This window comes from Acaryochloris sp. IP29b_bin.137 (assembly GCF_028285745.1).
Taxonomy (GTDB): domain Bacteria; phylum Cyanobacteriota; class Cyanobacteriia; order Thermosynechococcales; family Thermosynechococcaceae; genus Acaryochloris.
The window spans coordinates 1-21,004 of record NZ_JANQOP010000184.1 but is presented as its reverse complement, the minus strand read 5'-3'; the positions used below and the strand labels follow the sequence as shown (position 1 = coordinate 21,004).

At 50.2% G+C, this 21,004-nt stretch carries 21 protein-coding genes; 9 read left to right on the top strand and 12 right to left on the bottom strand.

Translation table 11 applies throughout. The annotated features are described in order from the left end of the window. Positions 1 to 17: 17 nt before the first annotated feature. A complete protein-coding gene (locus Q0991_RS13385) occupies positions 18 to 968 on the bottom strand; it encodes an FHA domain-containing protein (RefSeq protein WP_299489222.1) in 951 nt (316 codons plus the stop codon). A 308-nt stretch (positions 969 to 1,276) separates the two neighbouring features. Here Q0991_RS13385 and Q0991_RS13380 point away from each other — a divergent pair, with 308 nt between their 5' ends. The 7 genes from Q0991_RS13380 to mtnA all read left to right on the top strand — a co-directional run bounded on the left by Q0991_RS13380 (position 1,277) and on the right by mtnA (position 8,599). Next, entirely contained in the window at positions 1,277 to 1,705 is a 429-nt protein-coding gene (locus Q0991_RS13380; protein ID WP_299489236.1) for a hypothetical protein, read from the top strand. Positions 1,706 to 1,818: 113 nt separating this feature from the next. After that, positions 1,819 to 2,745: a sugar ABC transporter permease gene (locus Q0991_RS13375; protein WP_299489221.1), complete on the top strand. Its 927-nt coding sequence runs from the start codon at positions 1,819 to 1,821 to the stop codon at positions 2,743 to 2,745. Positions 2,746 to 2,897: 152 nt separating this feature from the next. Next, on the top strand, positions 2,898 to 3,935 hold the full coding sequence (locus tag Q0991_RS13370; protein WP_299489220.1) for a rod shape-determining protein: 1,038 nt from the start codon (positions 2,898 to 2,900) through the stop codon (positions 3,933 to 3,935). 192 nt (positions 3,936 to 4,127) lie between these two features. Beyond that, positions 4,128 to 4,904, top strand: a complete 777-nt coding sequence (mreC, locus tag Q0991_RS13365) for a rod shape-determining protein MreC (protein ID WP_299489219.1) — start codon at positions 4,128 to 4,130, stop codon at positions 4,902 to 4,904. Continuing rightward, positions 4,858 to 5,415: a rod shape-determining protein MreD gene (gene mreD / locus Q0991_RS13360; protein WP_299489218.1), complete on the top strand. Its 558-nt coding sequence runs from the start codon at positions 4,858 to 4,860 to the stop codon at positions 5,413 to 5,415. Before mreC ends, mreD begins: the two co-directional genes overlap by 47 nt. Positions 5,416 to 5,587: 172 nt before the next feature. Further along, the gene (gene dxs, locus Q0991_RS13355) at positions 5,588 to 7,495 is read left to right on the top strand and encodes a 1-deoxy-D-xylulose-5-phosphate synthase (protein WP_299489217.1); all 1,908 of its coding nucleotides are present in this window, start codon (positions 5,588 to 5,590) and stop codon (positions 7,493 to 7,495) included. Positions 7,496 to 7,531: 36 nt separating this feature from the next. Beyond that, positions 7,532 to 8,599, top strand: a complete 1,068-nt coding sequence (mtnA, locus tag Q0991_RS13350) for an S-methyl-5-thioribose-1-phosphate isomerase (RefSeq protein WP_299489216.1) — start codon at positions 7,532 to 7,534, stop codon at positions 8,597 to 8,599. 12 nt (positions 8,600 to 8,611) lie between these two features. On the opposite strand, the gene Q0991_RS13345 is transcribed toward mtnA, so the two are convergent. From Q0991_RS13345 to Q0991_RS13330, 4 genes are read right to left on the bottom strand one after another with little or no spacing between them, the layout of a single operon-like run. After that, the gene (locus tag Q0991_RS13345; RefSeq protein WP_299489215.1) at positions 8,612 to 9,283 is read right to left on the bottom strand and encodes a DUF4340 domain-containing protein; all 672 of its coding nucleotides are present in this window, start codon (positions 9,281 to 9,283) and stop codon (positions 8,612 to 8,614) included. A 23-nt stretch (positions 9,284 to 9,306) separates the two neighbouring features. Further along, positions 9,307 to 11,034 (bottom strand): Gldg family protein, encoded by a 1,728-nt coding sequence (locus Q0991_RS13340; protein ID WP_299489214.1) that lies wholly within the window; start codon positions 11,032 to 11,034, stop codon positions 9,307 to 9,309. Positions 11,035 to 11,085: 51 nt separating this feature from the next. Next, positions 11,086 to 11,856: an ABC transporter permease gene (locus tag Q0991_RS13335; protein ID WP_299489213.1), complete on the bottom strand. Its 771-nt coding sequence runs from the start codon at positions 11,854 to 11,856 to the stop codon at positions 11,086 to 11,088. Continuing rightward, a complete protein-coding gene (locus Q0991_RS13330) occupies positions 11,853 to 12,821 on the bottom strand; it encodes an ABC transporter ATP-binding protein (protein ID WP_299489235.1) in 969 nt (322 codons plus the stop codon). Before Q0991_RS13330 ends, Q0991_RS13335 begins: the two co-directional genes overlap by 4 nt. 117 nt (positions 12,822 to 12,938) lie before the next feature. Here Q0991_RS13330 and Q0991_RS13325 point away from each other — a divergent pair, with 117 nt between their 5' ends. Beyond that, complete coding sequence (locus Q0991_RS13325) at positions 12,939 to 13,757, top strand: PD-(D/E)XK nuclease family protein (RefSeq protein WP_299489212.1); 819 nt, start codon at positions 12,939 to 12,941, stop codon at positions 13,755 to 13,757. Between the two features lie 147 nt (positions 13,758 to 13,904). On the opposite strand, the gene Q0991_RS13320 is transcribed toward Q0991_RS13325, so the two are convergent. Both Q0991_RS13320 and Q0991_RS13315 read right to left on the bottom strand, forming a co-directional pair. Continuing rightward, complete coding sequence (locus tag Q0991_RS13320) at positions 13,905 to 15,410, bottom strand: AMP-binding protein (RefSeq protein ID WP_299489211.1); 1,506 nt, start codon at positions 15,408 to 15,410, stop codon at positions 13,905 to 13,907. Between the two features lie 4 nt (positions 15,411 to 15,414). Continuing rightward, positions 15,415 to 16,230 carry an SDR family NAD(P)-dependent oxidoreductase gene (locus tag Q0991_RS13315; protein ID WP_299489210.1) on the bottom strand — a complete coding sequence of 272 codons (816 nt, stop codon included), beginning with the start codon at positions 16,228 to 16,230 and terminating at the stop codon, positions 15,415 to 15,417. A gap of 416 nt (positions 16,231 to 16,646) precedes the next feature. Here Q0991_RS13315 and thrC point away from each other — a divergent pair, with 416 nt between their 5' ends. After that, a complete protein-coding gene (thrC, locus tag Q0991_RS13310) occupies positions 16,647 to 18,005 on the top strand; it encodes a threonine synthase (protein WP_299489209.1) in 1,359 nt (452 codons plus the stop codon). Between the two features lie 60 nt (positions 18,006 to 18,065). On the opposite strand, the gene Q0991_RS13305 is transcribed toward thrC, so the two are convergent. The 5 genes from Q0991_RS13305 to rplM form a co-directional block, all read right to left on the bottom strand. Beyond that, positions 18,066 to 18,608, bottom strand: coding sequence for a L,D-transpeptidase (locus Q0991_RS13305; RefSeq protein ID WP_299489207.1), 543 nt, complete (start codon positions 18,606 to 18,608; stop codon positions 18,066 to 18,068). Positions 18,609 to 18,739: 131 nt separating this feature from the next. Continuing rightward, positions 18,740 to 19,831 (bottom strand): peptide chain release factor 1, encoded by a 1,092-nt coding sequence (prfA, locus tag Q0991_RS13300; protein ID WP_299489206.1) that lies wholly within the window; start codon positions 19,829 to 19,831, stop codon positions 18,740 to 18,742. 47 nt (positions 19,832 to 19,878) lie between these two features. Further along, positions 19,879 to 20,145, bottom strand: coding sequence for a 50S ribosomal protein L31 (gene rpmE / locus Q0991_RS13295; protein ID WP_299489205.1), 267 nt, complete (start codon positions 20,143 to 20,145; stop codon positions 19,879 to 19,881). 43 nt (positions 20,146 to 20,188) lie between these two features. Next, positions 20,189 to 20,599, bottom strand: a complete 411-nt coding sequence (rpsI, locus tag Q0991_RS13290; protein ID WP_299489203.1) for a 30S ribosomal protein S9 — start codon at positions 20,597 to 20,599, stop codon at positions 20,189 to 20,191. Beyond that, the coding region (rplM, locus tag Q0991_RS13285) for a 50S ribosomal protein L13 (protein ID WP_299411213.1) at positions 20,599 to 21,004 on the bottom strand (406 nt) is incomplete at its 5' end. The genes rpsI and rplM, both read right to left, overlap by 1 nt.

The following is a 21,004-nucleotide window of genomic DNA, read 5'->3' as shown; positions in this document are numbered from 1 at the left end:
AGTAACCAAACAATGGGCTAGGAATAAACCTTAGTAAAGAATCGCACTTTCTGGAGTGCTTCTTCAATCACGTTCAAAAGTTGTCCTTGGGCAGTCGCAGATTTATGGTGAGCGTCTTGATGTAATTGAGAGGCCAATAAGTGGACGACTTGTGCACCAACGTTATGGCTGGCGAGGGCGAGGTCTTCAGCGGTAGAGGCCAACAAGACTGAATCTTGCTGAATGATGGCGGTTTTCATCTGCTCCAGGCTGAGATGAGCCCGTTGATCATAGGTTTGCAAGATTTCTTGCTCAAATGCAATATCCCCCCCAGAGACCGTTTGCAGGTGTTTTAAGTTGATGGGCAATTCCCGAATGAAGAGGAAAGTAAATTTTTCAGACTGGCCAAAGTCAATTCGATCTCCAAATTCTAGCGGGTGATGGTGACCAACGGGAAGCTGAATATGGTTCACGTAGGTGCCGTTTGTACTGTTGAGATCTGCGATCGCACAGTCAGTATGCACAATATGTAGGCTGGCTTGCTGGCGCGAAACCACTTCAGAATTGGGGAAGTTTTGCACATCAATATGAGGACAGCTATCTGCACCCGCCTTTCCCACCACGATCCGGCTAACCTGTGCAGGGAGTGCCAATAATCTCCCGGTTTGAAGATGCAAAAGCCTCAGAGATTCTTGTTCAAATTGGGTTTTACGACAGTCATCCCTCTCTGCTTGATCGAAGTCACCATCGAGATTAACCGTTCTGGTTGGACTCGTCGGACGTTTGCGATATGAAGTACTGGGGATGGTCGCCGCCTGTATAGGGGAAAGTTTCTGACCACAGTGATAGCAATATCGAGCAAAGGCCAATCGAGTTGCACCACAGTTGTCACAACAGGGAATATGGGTTAAATCTCGTAAACAACGGGCACAATTGCGATTCGTTGATGATTCGTTTTGGTAAAAACAATAGGGGCAGAGCCGATTCATGACCCTTGCGTCATTTTGGATAACGTCAGCGACAAGATAGCATTATTCCCCAAGCTAAACATCAAAATTGACACAAACCCTCGATAAGCTCAACACTATTGTTCTGGGAAAGGCAAAAGTAAACTGTTAACTCATATCAACTGGGAGCAGCATAAAGCCAACGGTGTGACAACATCAAGGTTAAGATTTTGCCTCCCTATCGGTTGCCAATACAGGGCGTCTCGTTAAAGTATTGAAAGATGTTAAGCCACCCTTTTGGGGTCGTACACATTTGCGACGGTGATGGAGAAATTGAAGGAGCGATCGGGATGAATGCAGCGGAGCAAGCCACAAACCCTGAAGCTGCAACCAAAATAGCTGCGATTGTCAATCTCTTTAAGCATCAGTTTCCAGAGGTCAAAGTAAACCTCACCCCATGGACCAATGATCCGGATACGCAAGAATGGGTTGATCCGAATTCGATCGACATGGGGTTCAATTTGCCTGCCGGACAAACCTTGCTTCAGCTCCGGATGCATGAACGTCGTCTGATCGGGATTGAGGCAGCTTGTTTCGGCCCTTTTGGCAGCCAACGTTGGCGATTTTCAACGGTTGGGGACTGGAACTTCTTAGGGAAGACACCACCCCCACCCGGCTTTCAACAGCAGCTTAAGCAGACATGCCAAGACATTTTTCGTCTTTTTGATGCCCCAGAGACTCAATCCCCTGACCCATCGGCAGATAATGACCCTTTCTGACGGCTTTCAGATTCTGACGACTTTCAGACGTATTCTTAATCCAGGAATGGTGGGATAAGTTAGGTCTTATCTGAATCTTTATCTCCCCCCAGTGACTTGCTATGAGGGAACCCATGAACGCACAAAAACTGTCTATGGCCAAGCTTGTGCCCTACCTATTCTTGTGCCCTGCGATCGCAATCTTGAGTATAAGTGTCTTTTGGCCAGCAGCCCAGGCCTTCTATCTGAGCTTTACGCAATTTGAGACCCTTGGCCAAACACCAGAATGGATAGGTCTGGGAAATTTCCGTCAATTGTGGGTTGATGAGGTTTTTTGGAAAAGCTTGGGAAATTCCTTACTGTACCTGGTGGGCGTAGTCCCCATTTTAGTCACCTTTCCCCTGGGATTAGCGATTCTGGTCAATCAAAAACTCAAAGGAATGCATGGATTTCGGGCAGCTTATTACACCCCCGTCGTTATTTCCATGGTAGTGGCAGGTATTGCCTGGCGATGGCTGTATGATGAGCGAGGCTTGCTAAACCAAGGACTGAGTTTCCTTGCCCAGAACCCAATTATTGAGTCTTTTCTCAAATTATGGGGATGGACCGGAGAACCCATTGTCTGGCTACAGAATCCTGATATTGCCCTTTTCTGTATTATGGCGGTCACGATTTGGAAGGGACTGGGGTACTACATGGTCATTTACCTAGCAGGATTACAGTCGATTCCCCAGGACCTATATGAAGCTGCAGCCATTGACGGCTCCGACGGTTGGCAAAAACATTGGGATATTACGATTCCCCTGATGGAGCCCTATTTGATGCTAGTGGCTGTAATTTCGGCCATATCTGCTGCCAAGGTATTTGAAGAGGTTTATGTGATGACCCCAGGAGGGGGGGTTCTAGGCAGTACGATTACCATTGTGGCTAATTTATATGAGCAAGCGTTTTCTGAAGTGGGGCAAGGATACAGTTATGCTTGCGCGATGGGCTTGGTCTTATTCCTGATGATCTTTGGCTTGTCAGTTTTGAATTTGAAGTTGGGGCAGTTGCGAGGATAATTAGAGCATCTAACGACAAGATGTAATAAATTAGGGACAAAACTAGACGTGCTGGCTAAAACGTAATAGAATCCAGCACGTTTACAATTTGATTACAAATTAAAGCGCTTAATTCAAAGTGCTGAGTTATCTTTTTTTGAGGGTAAGAAACAGTGGGCCTTTTCAGTCGCTTCTCTCGAGACATCGGTATTGATCTGGGTACAGCAAACACCCTGGCCTATGTATCAGGCAAAGGCATCGTCTTGCAAGAACCCTCAGTGGTTGCCGTGGATCAAGTCTCCAAACAAACCCTAGCGGTAGGGGCCGATGCCAAGATGATGTTGGGACGAACGCCTGGTAACGTAACAGCCATCCGGCCGCTGCGGGATGGGGTGATTGCCGATTTTGAGAAGGCTGAGTTAATGCTTCAGCATTTTATCCGCCGAGTGCACGGGGGAAAGAGCTTGGTTTCGCCCCGGGTGGTCGTCGGGATTCCCAGTGGTGTGACTGGCGTGGAGCGACGGGCCGTTATGGAAGCGGCAACTCAAGCAGGCGCTAGAGAGGTGCATCTGTTAGATGAACCGGTCGCTGCAGCCATTGGCGCAGGTCTCCCGGTTGATGAACCGACCGGAAATATGATTATTGATATTGGTGGGGGCACCACTGAGGTCGCAGTGATGAGTCTCCAAGGGAGTGTCATTAGTGAATCCGTTCGGGTCGCCGGGGATGAATTAACGGAGTCCATTGCCCAATACATGAAGAAAGTGCATAACCTGGTGATTGGTGAGCGAACGGCAGAAGATATTAAGATCCGCATTGGATCGGCCTACCCCACCAACGATAATGATGATGCCAATATGGAAGTTAGAGGGTTGCATCTATTGTCAGGTCTGCCACGCACGGTTTTAGTCAAGGGTCCAGAAATTCGAGAGAGCATGACCGAACCCCTCTCCTCCATTGTGGAGGCGGTTAAGCGAACCCTAGAGCGAATGCCACCTGAGTTAGCGGCAGACATTGTCGACCGCGGTATTATGTTGGCGGGGGGAGGTGCCTTGTTGAAAGGCTTAGATAAGCTTATTAGTCATGAAACAGGGATTGTGGTTCATATTGCTTCTGATCCGCTCTGTTGTGTTGTGATGGGAACCGGCTTGGTTTTAGAGAACTTTCAGCAGTTTTCTCGGGTTTTCTCCAATCAAACTACAATTCTCTAAATATTTATCTGATTAAATTGTTTTTAGGGTGGCATGCCCTAATAAGAAGTGATGCTTTGGGTCGTCTAGCGACCCCGATTGAGGGCGTTTGATTCATGTTCAAAGCCTCTATACAATCAAGCCAGTGGCCTGAATCTGCAGGCCTATCGCCCTCAAGTGAGTTGGGAGAGCCGTCCTTTAGTTTGTTGATCAATGCTTTTTCTGTTTCGCTGGTGGGAACGGTATCGACTGGGATTAATCCTCGCAATTTTGTGCTTGGGAGGAGCATGGATATTCAGTCGCTCCCAAGGGGTGGGGCTGTTAGAGGTGTTTCGGTTTATCAGTGGTCCTGCGCAAACAGATGCGGCTAAGCAAAAGCAACTCGTTGACGCCCAAACCGTTCAACTTCGGCAGCAGATGGCTGACTTAAAGTCCCGCAATCAAACCCTCCAAGAATTACTGGACCAAGACAGTGTCCAAAACAAGCAAGCGATCGCAGTGCAAATACTGGGACGCAGTGCTGATAATTGGTGGCAGCAATTAACCCTAAGTAAAGGTCGCACAGATGGCATTGATGTGGGTTCAGTTGTATTTGCGCCGGGAGGATTAGTGGGGAGAGTAACGGCGGTTTCTCAAGGGACCAGCCGGGTGCTTCTGATTAGCGATCCCACCAGCCGGATCGGCGTCATTGTCAGTCGCAGTCGGCATATGGGAATCCTGCAAGGACAGTCTAGTACGGACGCGATTGTCACATTTTTTGACAAGGATCCAGATGTTAAGGTGGGGGATGCGATTGTTACCTCTTCCCTGAGCCGATTATTTCCTCCTGGCCTTCTGGTCGGTAAAATTAAGACCTTAAAATTAGAGCAAAATTATAATCCTCAAGCCACTGTTGAGCTGGCCGTACCGATTAGTAAGCTGGAATGGGTCACCGTATACCTGAATGATCAAACCGCTTCCCTTCAGAAAACAGTCCCCGCTAACCCTTAATCTCTGGAATGCCGCCGTTGTTGTCGGCTCCGTTATGCTTTGTGCCCTGATGCTGATATTGCGATTGCCCGTCATGGTGCTATCCGGGATTGGTCCAAATTGGCTGTTAGTTTGGGTGGTGACCTGGAGTATTAAACGAACCTCTGTGGAAGGGGTATTAGCGGGAATTTGCTTGGGCCTGATACAAGATGGTTTGACAGCCGCTCAACCAACTCATACGGTGGGGCTTGCCCTCGTCGGTTTACTCACCGGGCGATTAAACAAAAAACGGTTTATTCAAGAAGATTTTATTTCGATTGCTTTGATTGTGTTTGCGATGGCGCTGATGGTAGAGGCGGTTGCTGCCATCCAATTTGGGCTAGGGGGTACCCATCGTCTTGAGGATGTATGGCTCCATTTTCGCCAAATGGCCCTGAGTTCTGGAATTTTGAGCAGCTTGTGGGCACCCGTCGTGTACTTCCCCTTGAATCGGTGGTGGACCCGTTACCATCGATTATTGGGAATTGAATAATCCGCTCTTGGCTGATATCAGTTTTTGTCGTATCCCGATTGATCCTATGTTGAAACCAACGGTCTGGGATCAATTCCAAAATCAATTCCAAAATGGATTCAACTTGAAGGGCTGAAATCGACTACAGTAGAGGATAGCGATATAAGCAAAATTGACGGGAGACGGCTCCGGTATGCATCTGAGTGAAATTGTTCACCCTAACCAGTTGCACGGGTTATCTATTTCAGAATTGAAGCAGATTGCCAGGCAAATTCGCGATAAACATTTGGACACGGTGGCGACGAGCGGAGGCCATTTGGGGCCTGGGTTAGGTGTCGTTGAACTCACCCTGGCCCTCTATCAAACTCTAGATTTAGACCGAGATAAAGTGGTTTGGGATGTGGGGCACCAAGCCTATCCTCATAAGTTGATTACCGGACGATACAATCGGTTCCACACCCTGCGTCAAAAAGACGGAATTGCCGGCTATCTTAACCGTCGAGAAAGTCAGTTTGACCATTTTGGTGCGGGCCATGCATCTACCAGTATTTCGTCTGTTCTAGGTATGGCTCTGGCCCGAGATGCCAAGGGAGAAAATTTCAAAACGGTTGCCGTGATTGGTGACGGGGCGATGACGGGTGGAATGGCTCTTGAAGCGATTAACCATGCCGGTCATCTGCCGCACACCCGGATGCTAGTCGTCTTAAACGATAATGACATGTCGATTTCCCCCAATGTGGGTGCCATGTCTCGCTATCTGAATAAGATGCGGCTCAGTCCCCCGATTCAATTCTTATCCGATAATTTTGAAGAGCAGCTTAAGCAATTGCCCTTTGGGGAGCAGGTGGCTCCTGACTTGAAGCGGCTCAAGGGTGGGATGAAGCGCCTTGCCGTGTCCAAGGTCGGTGCAGTTTTTGAAGAATTGGGCTTTACCTACATGGGGCCGGTGGATGGTCATAGCCTAGAAGAGTTACTGGCAACCTTTAAGGAAGCCCATCTGCATGAAGGTCCGGTGCTAGTGCATGTGGCCACCACGAAAGGGAAGGGATATGCGATCGCAGAACAAGACCAAGTCAGCTACCATGCCCAAAGCCCCTTCAACTTGGACACCGGTAAGGCTAAGCCCTCCAATAAGCCCAAGCCACCCAGCTATTCCAAGGTATTTGCTGAAACCCTAATTAAAATCGCAGAAAATAATCCCCGAGTGGTTGGGATTACCGCCGCCATGGCAACCGGAACGGGGTTAGATAAATTACAGGCCAAGCTGCCTAAGCAATATATTGACGTTGGTATTGCTGAACAGCATGCCGTGACGCTGGCCGCTGGGATGGCCTGTGAAGAGATGCGGCCTGTTGTCGCCATCTACTCCACCTTCTTACAGCGGGGCTATGACCAAATTATTCATGATGTCTGCATCCAAAACCTCCCCGTCTTCTTCTGCTTAGATCGAGCCGGGATTGTTGGTGCGGATGGTCCCACCCATCAAGGGATGTATGACATTTCCTACCTGCGCTGCCTGCCCAATATGGTGCTGATGGCCCCTAAAGATGAAGCCGAAATGCAGCAAATGCTGGTCACGGGTATCAACTATACCGAGGGTCCCATTGCCATGCGGTATCCCCGAGGCAGTGGTCTGGGTGTGGGCCTGATGGAAGAGGGGTGGGAACCATTGTCTATTGGCAAAGCGGAAACCCTGCGCCATGGCGATGATGTCCTGCTGCTCGCCTATGGCACAATGGTGAATTTAGCCTCTCAAGTGGCGGATATGCTCACTGAGCATGGCATCCGGGCCACCGTGGTGAATGCTCGCTTTGCCAAGCCCTTGGACACAGAATTAATCATTCCCCTGGCTCAAAAGATTGGTCAAGTGGTCACCCTGGAAGAAGGCTGTCTGCCTGGAGGATTTGGCTCGGCAGTCCTCGAAGCCCTGATGGATCATCAAGTGATGGCCCCCGTGACTCGCATTGGCGTCCCCGATCAACTCGTGGAGCATGCCACCCCAGATCAATCTAAAGCTGAATTAGGACTTACCCCTGCTCAAGTGGCAGAAAGAGTGTTAGGGTTGCTGAAGCAGAAACCTGCACCTAGCTACGTTTCCTAGCCCTTGTCCACTAAAGCCCCAGAAAACTAAAATCTGATGACTGTATCGGTTGCCAATCCCGTTTATCCCGTTGTTTGGCGTGGCGACCACGTTGAACTGATTGATCAGACCCGCTTGCCACAGCAATTTAGTGTAGTGGAAATCCGTCGTTCCGATGATATGGCGACCGCGATCAAAACGATGATTGTCCGGGGCGCCCCTGCAATCGGGGTAGCTGCCGCCTTTGGCATGTACTTGGGGAGTCGCGAAATTGCCACGGCGGATCGGGACTCTTTTTTGAATGAACTAGTTGGCGTCGGTGACAAACTGAAAGCGACCCGACCCACAGCAGTAAACCTATTTTGGGCCATCGATCGGATGCTGAAAGTGGCCCGCCAAACCTTAGGATCCACTTCTGAGATTCAAGATCAGCTTTTGACGACTGCTCAAGCCATTGCGGCGGACGATTTACGCACCTGTCAGGCCATTGGCAATCATGGTCTGAGTGTTCTTCCCCCTGACCCCCAAAAGCTCTGCATTCTCACCCACTGTAATGCTGGGGCATTGGCAACTGCTGGCTATGGGACGGCTTTGGGGGTGGTGCGCTCAGCTTGGACGGCAGGCCGACTGGCTAGAGTCTATGCCGATGAAACCCGGCCTCGGCTGCAGGGGGCTAAATTAACCGCTTGGGAATGCGTGCAAGAAGAGATTCCTGTGACACTGATTGCAGATGGAATGGCGGCCCATTGTATGCAGCAGAACCTGATCGATGTGGTGGTTGTGGGAGCCGATCGCATCGCTGGGAATGGCGATGCCGCTAATAAAATTGGAACTTATAGCGTGGCTCTCTGTGCCAAAGCCCATCAGTTACCTTTTTACGTTGCCGCCCCACTCTCAACCATTGATTTTGATTTGGCAGGCGGTGGCGGAATTCCCATCGAAGAACGGCATCCATCCGAAATTTATCAGATTGGGACTATGGATATTTGCCCGGGTGGCGTGGAGTTTTATAACCCGGCCTTTGATGTAACCCCAGCTGACTTAATCACGGGGATTATTACTGAGCATGGGGTATTTGCCCCAGGTGATATTCGAGAGAAGCTGAGTCATCATCGGTCATCCTAACGGCTCAGATGTTTACTGAGGCACCTGGGGGGGCGGTAGGGGAATCGATGGCCCTGGATCGACAGAAGGCGTTGCTGGGGCAGAAGGGGGGGTAGGTTCTGGGTTAACCTGCCATTCTGCTAGGGGTCGATTGATCGCATTCAAAAAGGCTGTTGGGACCAGAACAACCTGCAAGGTTTGACTGGAGTCTGTCCTTGGGTCCACTTGAGCATAAAGATAGCTTTCGGTAGGATCTTGACCACCCAGGGTTAGATGGTGGGTTTGGTTATTCTCGAGAATGACCTTGATACGGCCTGGGGATTGGTCAAAGCCGAATTCCTTTTGTCGTGATGTCTCTACAGACAGGGTTCTGGGACTTTTAGTTGTGGCTAGGAGATTCAGTAAAAATGCTATCGCTGCCTCATCGGCAGGTTGATCTTGGGGCTTTTTCATGCGCCAGGTATGGGGGAAACTCTGTTGCGATCGCTCAAACACCAGCGCCAGTTTGGGCGTCTCTACAATCAGCGTAGCAACCTGGTCTTCGTTGAACTGGAACAGTTTTTTTACTAATTCCTGCTGCTCCGTCATTTCTTCCGGGCGGTCTTGAGACGTAGTCCACCAGTAAACCCCCACCCCACAAGCAATTGCGGCACAGAGTAAGAAAATCGTTGTAGATTTGAACTTCATCCCTTTATTAACCGTCAAGATCTGTCTTTCTCTCAGTTTTCCTACCGTCTTTGCCACCAAAGGGCCGCAGCAGTTGCAAAAGCGACGAGGGGCAATAGGACGACCCCCAGTAAATTAAGCAGCATACGCGTCTGCTCAGAAATATCTAGACTTCTTTGAATGACCGATTTAGGGCGAATGGACAGGGTGGGATCATCACCATCTGCGATTAGCCAAGACACCGCGTTGACGAAAATATCACGGTTTACGGTTTGATCGAAATAGGGGTCATCTTTGGCAAAATCGGAGTCGCCAATAATCACAATTCGAGCGGCCTCCCCTGTAATCTCGGGCTGCAACGCATCAGGAGAAGCAGGCGGGGGTAAAGCGTCGGTGGAGACGGGCTCAGATGGGGTTGGTTGGGGCTCAGTAGCGGGGCTGGCTGAAGGAGTGGATGGCGGCTCTGATGTAGGGGAAAGAGAAGTCTGGGCCGGAGAGGGTTTGTTTTTGGATACATCTGAGCGGGGGGCTGACACGGATCGGTTAATGGCCACACCGATAGTTAAAGGACCTTTGCGATCGCGCTCTGCATCAAACTGAATTTGTTGGCCCGTTAGATCCGTCTCCGCCCAAGTTTCTTCGCTAGTTTGGAGAAGATTAGTGACTTGCTGCCCGGGTTGATCTTCAATATCGATGGCTTGGGCAAATGGAAAGAAAGAGATCTTCTGACTAAACGTGCGAGTGATGGGATGCTCACCATAGGTGACAGCAGCTGGCCAAGCAAGACGAGCATGTTTTGGGTCGACAATCAATCGACCATCTAATGTCACGCCGATGGATTTAAGGATGGGTTGCAGCCCCACATCAACCTCAGGATCCAGCATTAGGAATAGATTGCCGCCTTGCTTGATGAATTTATCAAGCAAGGTTAGCTCAGCTTCTAGCAAAGGCAGTTTTGGACCCGCAATCACTAGTACATCAGCATCCGTGGGGATTTCTTGCTGCAAAGAGAGGTTCAGGGGCTCAACGGTGATTCCCTCCAGTTTGAGTTGATTGATCGCACCAGCCAAGCTCTCCGTAAACCCAGATAAGGGGACTTCATTATGGCCCTGGATAATATAAGCCGTGGCTTGCCGACTGTTGGTGAGTAGCGCCATGGCAGGTGTGAGATTGACCTCTGATAACCCCGTGGATAAAAGCTTCATCCGCTCGCCATAGACCAAGCTAATATCTCCGAGATTGCGAATATTATGCTTGCGGGCCAGCCCAGGCTCTGCTTGAGGATCGACAAATCTAAACTTAAAAAAATCCGGCTGTTGTCGTTGATATTCCTTCAGTAACAGTTGATTTTGGAGAACAATTTGGCTTTGTGTATCTGACCCAGAGGGATCATTGCCGATAAACACCAGTACTTCAACGGGTTGCTGGAGGGCAGACAGGACATTGAGGGTTTGGGGTGCCAGAGAGTAGGTTTTCTGTTCTGTAAAATCGGCGCGGAATGGATAACGGACCGCTACAAAATTGATTAACCCCAAAATCACCAATACCGCCAAAGTCGCGATCAGGGCATCCGTGCCAGATTGAGCCGCTCGCCAGTGCCATCCGCTGCTGCCTTGCTTTGGCCGCTGCCACAATAGGGCAATCCCTAAAAGAACAATCCCTGCAATCATGACGCCCAAGGGTAAGGAAAACCATTGACCGGACACCAAACCAGCCGTAAGACCTGCAACGAATACGGCGACTCCGAACCAGCCGAGTAAATTCATAAACTTGGCAAAAACCCGCGTCACGTTTACCCCATTAACCTCACAACGTTAAATCTATCTCTTTCGCCAAAAGGATTAGCGGCGCTGGAATCGCAATAAATCGATGGATTGAGCGGTTAGAAATAAGCCCAAAACAATATAACTTACAAATAAAATGATGCTGCTGATATCCAGAACCCCCTGAGTCAGAGTGACATAGTGCTTGACTAAGGACAACTGATCAAAAATAGCGACCCAAGGTTCTCCCCATCGCTCTCCCAACAAGAACAACAGCGATAAGATTAAAATCAGCGCATAGGTGAGGATAATCGCCAGAATGGAGCTATCTGCTAAGGACGAGATAAACAGTCCTAAAGACAGAATTGCGGCAGCTAACAAAAATAACCCCAGATGACCCACGATAAAAACCCCTGCAGTAATGGGGGGATCCGCGTAACTCAAGAACAAAAGTTCAAGCAAACACACAGGCAGCATCAACGTTATAAACAGCGTCCAAACGGCCAGGAGTTTGCCCAGTGCAACGGCCCAATTGGTAATGGGAGACGTGGCTAATAATTCCAAGGTACGGTGACGCCGCTCATCGGCATAGAGGCCCATGGATAAGCTAGGCATAATGAACATCACCAACCACCACATCCCAGAGAGAAAAGATTGCAGGCTTTCTTGGGGAACATCCACTACTTGACCCGCTTCCTTTTGCGCGGTCCACAACTGTACTTCACTAACCCATAAGCTACAGGCCAACAGCCAAAATACCCCCGCAATCACGTAGGCCAGGGAAGATTTAAAGTAGCCTTGGAGTTCTTTGCGAAAGATCGCCACAATATTGTTAAAAATCAAACTCATGGTGCGTCCTTATCATTAGCAGAAGTATCCACTTCTTGCGTGGTTAAGTCCAGGTAAATTTCTTCTAAACTGGTTCCCAATCGTCGCATCTCATGGACTTCTATCCCGGTATGGACCAAACTATGGCTCAATTGGTGACCAATGGGCGTATCCGGGTTGCAGGTCACCCGAACCTTGCGGCGTTCTGCAGTCTGGGCGGGTAACCATCGCCATGTCAATACCCCATCTAATGGCTGCAAACATTGTTCCACCCTATCCCTGGCCCCTTGCACATCCAATTCATAGGTTAACAGGTCGGTTTGCTGGGCTTTGAGATCGGCGAGGGTACTGGTTGCTACGACTTTGCCGTAGTTGATGATCGCCACCCGCTGGCAGGTCATACTGACTTCTGTCAGAATATGGGTCGATAAAATCACGGTTTTGTCTACAGCCAAGGATTTGATCAAATGACGTACATCGATAATCTGGCGTGGATCAAGGCCAATGGTGGGTTCGTCCAAAATAATGGCAGGGGGATTATGAACAATTGCTTGGGCGATTCCCACTCGCTGACGAAACCCTTTTGAAAGTTTGTGGATTAACGTCTGTTGGACGTCTTGTAAATTGCATTGCTTGATTGACCACTGAACCCGCGAGGGCCGATCGCCTGCAGATAAGCCTTTCAGTCGTCCCACAAAATGCAGATAGCCTTCCACAGTCATATTGGGATAGAGGGGAGGAGCCTCTGGCAGGTAGCCGATTCGCTGGCGGACAGCCATGGGATGCTCATGGACTTCAAAGCCAGCGATATGAGCAGTGCCTTTAGACGCGGGCAAATACCCGGCCAAGATGCGCATGGTGGTGGTTTTGCCTGCGCCATTGGGACCCAGCAGTCCGAGAATCTCTCCAGGCTGGGCTGCAAAGGTGACGTCTTGAAGGGCCGTTGTTGAGCCGTATACTTTACTGAGATGCTCAACCTCGATCATGGCATTTTGCACTGCGTTACGATTATCAAAAATTCCCCACCAACCTAGCTTATCCCCCGTTTGTATTCCCTGACACTCCCAGTTGTGACCCAGGTAATATTCTTTCGTTCCCAGGTTATGCCGAATACCCATCAGCCTATCTGGCAACTGTCACAAGGTCATCTCAATCTGTTGGAATCTTGTCCCCGCAAATTTCAGCATCGGTATCTGGATCGGATGGAAACGGTTGCAGGTTTAGAAGCTTATCCCCATCAGCAGCTCGGATCGCAATTTCACCAACTGATGCAGCAGCGATCCCTAGGATTAGAGATCGAACCCTTGCTCAAAACCAATCATCGACTACAAGCTTGGTTCGATGCTTTTCTCCAAAATCCGCCGATGATGATCGAGGGCGAGCAGGACAGCGAGCATCAGCGACTGTACTGGCAAGATGGGTTTGTGCTGGTGGCGGTTTACGATCTCCTGATTCAAAATCCGAATCAGGCACAAATTGTGGATTGGAAAACCTATGCCTTGCCAAAGCGAGCGGATCGCCTCCGCCATCATTGGCAAACCCAGCTTTATCTGTATGTATTAGCGGAAACCAGTGACTATCAACCCGAGCAACTGTCGATGACCTATTGGTTCGCGGAAGCATCAGCCCAAGCCCAGACCCATTTTCTGACGATTTCCTATTCGACGACGTTGCATCAACAAACGAAGCAAGCACTGGCTCGCTTACTAACTCGGTTAAGGCAGGATCTGACTGCCTATGAAACGGGAGAGGCGATGCAACAGGTTGCCTTTAGCGATGGCAAGTGCGTCTCGCCAAATCATCAGTGCGAGTTTGCAGAGCGCTGCCAAAGACAGCTCCAGGAAGAGGCCGCCATCGCTCTGCAAGATGAGTTGGCAGACATTGAGGCAATGCCAGAGCCACTGACCGACTGGCTGACATGATGGGAATAAACCCAACAGGGGCGTGGGAGATTTGATGATGAATCTATGATTAGCATCGAGGGGGCAACCGTCGTTAAAGCCAATGATGTGTTGATCAGCTTTCAATAAGGGCTTTGAGGTATCTCGTCCTCTCCAAAGGCAAATTAGTTAAAGGGCTTTGCGATTTAGCTTGCCCAGAGAGGTATAGGGCAGCTCTTGGCGGAACTCAATGATAGCAGGCATTTGGTAACGGGCCACGCGTGGCTTTAGCCATGTCAGCAAAGCTTCTTTCTCCAATCCCTGAGCAGGGTCAGAAATAATGATCGCTTTCAAACGCTGTCCAAACTCTGGATCAGGAATCCCCAAAACCACTGCCGCATCAATCGCAGGATGTTGGAGCAGCACGTTTTCCAGTTCCAGGGGATAGACATTCTCCCCCCCAGACACAATCATGTCATCCACCCGACCACACAAAAAGATATTCCCTTCTTTATCTTGATAAGCCAAATCTCCCGTTTCTATCCACCCCTTAGCGCCCGCAGACCAGGCACTACGGATACAAAGCTGCCCTTTCCCCGAGGGGCCATCCGGCTGGATCTGGACCTGAACCCCGGAAATCGGTTTGCCAATGGACTCGGGCTGCTTTTGCAACAGCTCTGGATCCGCCAAGATACAGAACCCCGCTTCAGATGTGCCGTAGAGGTTAAACAACACTGGGCCGAGCTGCTCCAGGGTCGCTTGGGCCAATGCCTGTCGCAGAGCTGCCCCTCCCGTGAGGATGCGCTGGAGAGAAGACAAGGCCTGGGCATTATGGTTGAGCATCCGCTGCAGCATCAACGGCACCAGGGTAATCACCTCAATGTTGTCTTGGGCAATCAGATCGCAGGCCCGACCGGCATCAAATCGGCGGGTAAGATACTGTTGTGCCCCCAACGTCACCCCAATTAACAGGGCCGCTAGCCCAAAACCGTGATAAATCGGGGTGGCGATATACACCGTGCGATACCGATCCAAATGAACCTGTGAGAGCAGGGCAATAAAGGGAGGGAGAAAATCGAAGAGAGAGGGTTTACGGCTGGCCGGTTTCGGTTGGCCCGTCGTGCCCCCCGTCATCACCACCACCTTCCCCGTCTTTACCTTGTGCAGGGGAGTGGTGGATGGTAGCGCCACCGACATCCGATCTACAGAATTACCAGAGGGATGATAGGTGGGAATGGCTTTATGGCCGAGAGAAAGGTCATCAACGACTGGAGTAAGTTCTGGATCATGGATGTAGTAGTCAAACTGGAGCTGATGCTCCATCGTCCGAATTTGATCGGCGCTCATTTCGGGATTAATCAGAAAAACATCGGCCCCTAATCGGGAGACGGCAAAAATGGCTTTGATGGCTGCGGCATGGTTTCGAGCTGCGATCGCAACTTTCTGGCGAGGCTGAATTCCACAGTCCCTTTGCAATCCAACCGCAACCGCCTCCGCTTGCTGCCATAGTCTTGAGTAGGTTAATTCTTCCTGGTCATCAATCATAGCAATCCGCTCTGGATGCAGCTTGGCCGCAATTCGCAACAGAGCCATTAAGTTGACTCCCGTCGTCCAGATCGCTTCCAGCAAACGATATAGACCAACAAAGGTTAACAGGCGCGTCCGATGCAGTTTTCTCAGCAAAGTAAAGATCATTACTTTATCGTCTCCACCTCATAACCCCACTCCAAATCACTTCTCCCGGCCACCGCAGCAGGATGGATGCCAACTCCCCCATCATCAACCACCAGGGGGCAATGGTCCGAGGGCGAGCAACCATTGCTTTGCAAATGAGTTTAGCCACCTGATCTGGACTTAGCGCCGGCATATTCTGATAGGCTTTCGTCGGCGCAATCATCCGAGTACGGACCAAAGGCAAATAGATCGAAGTGGTCTTGACCCCTTGAGCATTTAGCTCGGGCGCTGCACAGCGAAACCACTGGTCAAACGCTGTTTTCGAAGCCTGATAGGCTGCCCATTGAGGGGCTGGCAGAAGCAGCACATTAATCGCCGAAATATTAATAATATGACCTTGCTGAGCCACCATGGTGGGGGTCAAGGCCAACATCAACTGAACAGGACCAAAGTAGTTGATGTTCATGGTCCGGGTAAAGTCATGGAACCGATCCAGGGAATCAAATAGCGATCGCCGAATCGATTTCCCCGCATTACTCACCAGAATATCAATGCGATGGGGGAGCTGCTCTAGCAACGCTTCAACTGCGGCGGGTTGTCTCAGATCGCAGGGAAAAATATCTGCCTGCCCACCACGGGCCTCCACCTGGGCTTGAACAGCCAATAGTTTCTCTTCAGTGCGCGCTACCAGGATCAACTGAGTCGTGGGCAAAGCTAAGCGTAAGGCCAAGCATTCTCCGATTCCATAGCTCGCTCCGGTAATCAGAACCGTTTTTCCTGCCAGCAATCGTTTGAGTCTACGCTGATTAACCCTGAGAAAGGGAAAGAACAGTAAATCCATTAGGCCGCCCCTCGTTCGCCCAAGCGCGCATCTGCCAACGGAAGTCTGCTGGATAGAGCTGGGTTAGTTTGAGCTGGCCTAGCAAAACATATGGTTGCAGCAGACATAATCTTTAACGCTTTCTCAAGTCACCCACGCTACAGGGGCATACTACCTTAAGTCATTGCTCCAGCAGCCATATCAGGGTCACGAATACCCCTACTTGAGATCAAGTGATAAATGGATTTGCCATAAACTGGCCGATGACCTTCTGCGAGCTCATTGACCCCAAAGACATTAATTTCAGCGTCTTGCCCTCTCTTATGAATCTATTTTCTAGTGTGGTTGAATTGAACTCGCCGAGCAACAGCAATCCATAGCCTTCCAATACAGCTATAAAATAATCTCAAGTGATGAACCCACCTCCAGGAACACCCATGTCGCTAGCCCTAGACTCCAAACCCGATACCGATAAACTGACCACTTATTTTCGCTGTATTGCTGGCTGCCCTGGCAAGCACTCCATCTATGACGTTATATACACCTGTCCTATCTGTGGCAGCTTGCTAGAGGTGCATCATGAGCGGGAACCGCTGAAAATGCGAAATGCCCTCCAATGGCAGCAATTGCTCAGTTCACGAGCAAGTACCTCCATCTGGCCTTACGGGAGTGGTGTCTGGGGCATGCGGGAGTGGGTGGTTCCATCCCTAGCCGACGAAAACGTCGTCAGCATGTTCGAGGGCAACACCAACTTATTTTGGGCAGAACGCTTAGGCAAACAGCTTGGCGTCCCCGACTTATGGATTAAGCTCTGCGGCAATAGCCATACCGGTAGCTTCAAAGACCTGGGCATGACCGTCTTGGTCAGCGTCGTCAAACAAATGATGGCTCAGGGCAGTTCCGTCAAAGCCGTGGCCTGCGCCAGTACAGGAGACACCAGCGCCGCCCTCGCCGCCTATGCCGCCTATGCGGGCATACCAGCCATTATTTTCTTACCTGCGGGTAAAGTCAGTACGGCCCAGCTCATTCAGCCCGTCTGCAACGGTGCCCATGTCTTAGCCCTCGACACTGACTTCGATGGCTGCATGAACATTGTCAAAGAGGTCACGCAAGACAACTCCATTTATCTCGCCAACTCGATGAATAGTTTGCGCATCGAAGGGCAAAAAATCGTTGGCATCGAAATTATTCGTCAGTTTAATTGGCAAGTTCCCGACTGGATCATCATTCCTGTGGGCAATCTGGGCAATATCAGCGCCCTCTATAAAGGCTTCAAGTTAATGATGGATCTGGGGTTGATCACTCGGATGCCCAGACTCGTCGCCGCCCAAACGAAGAAAGCCAATCCGTTTTATGAGTCCTTTAAAAACGGATTCAAAGAAAAAATTAGCGTGACAGCCCAAGACACCTTAGCCAATGCCATCAGAATTGGTGACCCGGTCAGTTACGACAAAGCGGTTAAAGCAATCACCGAAACAAACGGCATTGTCGAACAGGCCAGCGAAGACGAATTAGCCGCTGCTGCCGCCAAAGCTGATTTAACAGGGATGTTCACCTGCCCCCATACGGGCGTCGCTTTAGCCGTTCTAACCAAGTTGATTGAACGTGGCGAGATCAAATCCAGCGATAAAACGGTGGTGATTAGCACCGCCCACGGTTTGAAGTTCACCGACTTTAAAGTCGGCTACCACGAGTCGACCCTGGCAGATGTCAACAGTCAGCATGCGAATCCCGCCGTTCACTTGCCTGCTAGTGCGGATGCAGTAAAAGCTGAAATCGAAAAACGCCTTGGCTAAACAAGCGTTAAACCCTGCCCACAACAGGCAGGGTTAACTTAAAAAATTGAATCAATCTCGTTAGCGAATGACCTTCACTGGCGTTCCCACGACGACAAGCTCGAACATCTCTTCGATATCCTCGTCGTACATGCGGACACAACCATGAGACGCAGATCTACCAACCGAATCACGATTGGGTGTACCATGAAAGCCAATCCAGTTATTGCCGTCGGTCCAAAACCCCATCCAACGACGACCTAATGGATTTTCAGGATCCCCCCCTGGAATCACATACCCCTTAAAGGGATGAAGCCAGGGTGGATTCCGGTATTTCGTTTTGACTTCAAACTCACCCGCAGGCGTAGCCCAACCGGCTCGTCCAATGGCAACAGGATACGACTTAATCGCTTTATCATGCTGAAAAACGGTCACCCGCCGCTGAGATAAATTCAGCACGAGCCGCATGGGGTCAATGGCCGGCGGCAAATGATCCGTCGCATTGTCTAGACCAGGTAACGGGGGTACGATCGCAATTTCTTCTGCTGCTTGGACCGGTTGACCTAGGATTAAAGCACCTGCAACCCAGCCAAGGGTAATCAGTTTTAGTGAAAGATGCCGCATGATTGGACCCGTGATCTTTTGTCAGTCAAATTCTAGAAGCAGAATGGTATTTCTATTCTAGCGAATAGAATAAAGACCGATCCTGTTCCCCACCTTTAGATTTCCCAACAGATAGGGCGGAACAAGCAAGTTTAGACAGCTGCAGCCAGTTCTGCTAACTGTGCCTGCTGGTCTTGAGCAATACAGGTCTCTAGAATCAACTCAATATCTCCCACCAGTACCTTTTCTAGGGGGAAGTTTTGGTTAAGACGATGATCGGTGGCGCGATTATCTTTGTAATTATAGGTGCGAATTTTTTCTGAACGAGCTCCAGTTCCCACCTGGGAACGGCGCATGGAGGTCACTGATGCCTGCTGCTCTTGGAGTTTCATCTCATAGAGCTTGGCCCGCAGAATTTGCATAGCCCGCTCTTTGTTTTGCAGTTGCGATCTCTCTTCCGTACAGAAGATCCGAATCCCCGTCGGTTTATGGACCAAATCGACCGCCGTCTCCACCTTGTTCACATTTTGTCCACCTGCACCGCCAGACCGAGCCGTGGACATTTCAATATCTTTGGGGTCAATTTCAATTTCAACGTCATCCACTTCTGGCATCACCGCCACGGTTGCTGTAGACGTATGGACCCGTCCCGAGGCTTCCGTTGCCGGGACCCGCTGCACTCGATGCACACCTGCCTCATACTTGAGCTTGCTATAGACGCGCTCGCCCTGAATTTCAAGGATGGCTTCTTTGAATCCGCCCATTTCTCCACCGGATTCACTCAGCAGCTTCACCCGCCATTTTTGGCTTTCGGCATACTTTGAGTAAATGCGAACTAAATCTCCCGCCCAAATACTGGCTTCATCACCGCCAGCTCCGGCTCTAATCTCCAACATGATATTCTTCTCATCGTTGGGATCCCGAGGTAGCAGCAGCACTTTCAGCCTCGTTTCCAGCCCCTCTAGCTTTTCACTCAGCTCGGTTGCTTCTAAAGCCGCCATCTCTTTGAGTTCTGGATCTTCATCCCCATCTTTGGCCATCTGCTGGGCATCGGTCAGCTCCTGTTGAGTGACTTTCCAGTCTTCAAAGGTGCTAACCGTCTCTTCCAAAGACGCCCTTGCTTTGGCCACTTCCTGAAACTCAGCCGGATTGGTCGCCACCTCTGGATCTCCGAGGCGACGAGTCAACTCATGAAACGTTTGCTCAACTGATTTCAGCTTTTCAAGCAGGTAGGCTTCAGCCATGGGTCTGTACTAAGCGAAACGACAAAAAAGAGAAGGATCGCTTCGGGTTAGCCCTCTTTTTTCTCGTCTTTCTTCTTGGCGTTGCCCTTACCCCCGGCACCTTGGCTTTCGCTCATGCCATACTTACGCATAAAGCGTTCCACGCGGCCTTCAGTGTCAATAATCTTCTGGGTACCCGTAAAGAAGGGGTGGTTGCCAGACCAGACATCCACGTGCAGCTCTTCTTGGGTAGAGCCGACCGTCATCACGACTTCCCCATCGCAATAGACTTTAGCTTCGGGGTACCACTTGGGATGTATATCAGGTTTTGCCATCGGTATATCTCTAAATTAAATGTCTATCGTGTGATCCAGCCGATTAACGCTTGGAGTATTGCGGAGCCTTACGAGCCTTACGCAAACCATACTTCTTCCGCTCTTTCGCTCTTGGATCACGGGTTAAGTAGCCTTCCAGCTTTAAGGGCTTACGGTTCTCAGGATCGAGTTCACAAAGGGCGCGGGCGACGCCTAAACGAATGGCATCAGCTTGTCCGGTTAAACCACCGCCTCGGGCATTCGCCAAAATATCGTAGTCGTTTTCCAATCCGAGGGATTCTAACGGCGCTTTAGCATTGCTAATGTAGCTGGGATTGAATTGCAGGTAAAGATCTCCAGGCTTGCCATTAATCGTCATCTGTCCACTTCCCGGAACGAGGCGCACCCGCACGATGGAAGATTTACGACGACCTGTGCCCCGATAGGCGACTCGGTTAGATTCGGTTGCTTGCATTATGATTTAGCTCCTGGGATGGTCTGAATAGATAAAACTTCGGGTTTTTGGGCCGCATGAGGATGATCGGGGCCCGCATACACTTTGAGATTGCGGAAGAGCTGACGACCGAGAGCATTTTTAGGCAGCATTCCCTTAACGGCTTTTTCGATAATGCGCTCAGGAATCCGTCCTTGTAAATGGTTGAAGGTCTCTGTCTTCATCCCACCAGGACGACCGGAATGGCGACGATAAAGCTTTTGCTCACCTTTGTTGCCAGTGACCGTGACTTTCTCAGCATTGACCACAATCACAAAGTCCCCGGTATTCATAAAGGGGGTGTAGGTGGGCTTATTTTTGCCCCGCAGAATCATTGCAATCTGGGTGGCCAGACGCCCTAGCCGTTGATTTTCAGCATCAACGACG

Coding starts and splice junctions, on each gene's coding strand:
- mreD (WP_299489218.1), top strand. CDS start 4,858: ATGATCAAACCGCTTCCCTTCAGAAAACAGTCCCCGCTAACCCTTAAT.
- mtnA (WP_299489216.1), top strand. CDS start 7,532: ATGACTGTATCGGTTGCCAATCCCGTTTATCCCGTTGTTTGGCGTGGC.
- Q0991_RS13315 (WP_299489210.1), bottom strand. CDS start 16,230: ATGGATTTACTGTTCTTTCCCTTTCTCAGGGTTAATCAGCGTAGACTC.
- mreC (WP_299489219.1), top strand. CDS start 4,128: ATGCTTTTTCTGTTTCGCTGGTGGGAACGGTATCGACTGGGATTAATC.
- thrC (WP_299489209.1), top strand. CDS start 16,647: ATGTCGCTAGCCCTAGACTCCAAACCCGATACCGATAAACTGACCACT.
- Q0991_RS13305 (WP_299489207.1), bottom strand. CDS start 18,608: ATGCGGCATCTTTCACTAAAACTGATTACCCTTGGCTGGGTTGCAGGT.
- Q0991_RS13320 (WP_299489211.1), bottom strand. CDS start 15,410: ATGATCTTTACTTTGCTGAGAAAACTGCATCGGACGCGCCTGTTAACC.
- rpsI (WP_299489203.1), bottom strand. CDS start 20,599: ATGCAAGCAACCGAATCTAACCGAGTCGCCTATCGGGGCACAGGTCGT.
- Q0991_RS13380 (WP_299489236.1), top strand. CDS start 1,277: ATGAATGCAGCGGAGCAAGCCACAAACCCTGAAGCTGCAACCAAAATA.
- rpmE (WP_299489205.1), bottom strand. CDS start 20,145: ATGGCAAAACCTGATATACATCCCAAGTGGTACCCCGAAGCTAAAGTC.
- Q0991_RS13385 (WP_299489222.1), bottom strand. CDS start 968: ATGAATCGGCTCTGCCCCTATTGTTTTTACCAAAACGAATCATCAACG.
- Q0991_RS13375 (WP_299489221.1), top strand. CDS start 1,819: ATGAACGCACAAAAACTGTCTATGGCCAAGCTTGTGCCCTACCTATTC.
- Q0991_RS13325 (WP_299489212.1), top strand. CDS start 12,939: ATGCCGAATACCCATCAGCCTATCTGGCAACTGTCACAAGGTCATCTC.
- prfA (WP_299489206.1), bottom strand. CDS start 19,831: ATGGCTGAAGCCTACCTGCTTGAAAAGCTGAAATCAGTTGAGCAAACG.
- Q0991_RS13330 (WP_299489235.1), bottom strand. CDS start 12,821: ATGATCGAGGTTGAGCATCTCAGTAAAGTATACGGCTCAACAACGGCC.
- dxs (WP_299489217.1), top strand. CDS start 5,588: ATGCATCTGAGTGAAATTGTTCACCCTAACCAGTTGCACGGGTTATCT.
- Q0991_RS13335 (WP_299489213.1), bottom strand. CDS start 11,856: ATGAGTTTGATTTTTAACAATATTGTGGCGATCTTTCGCAAAGAACTC.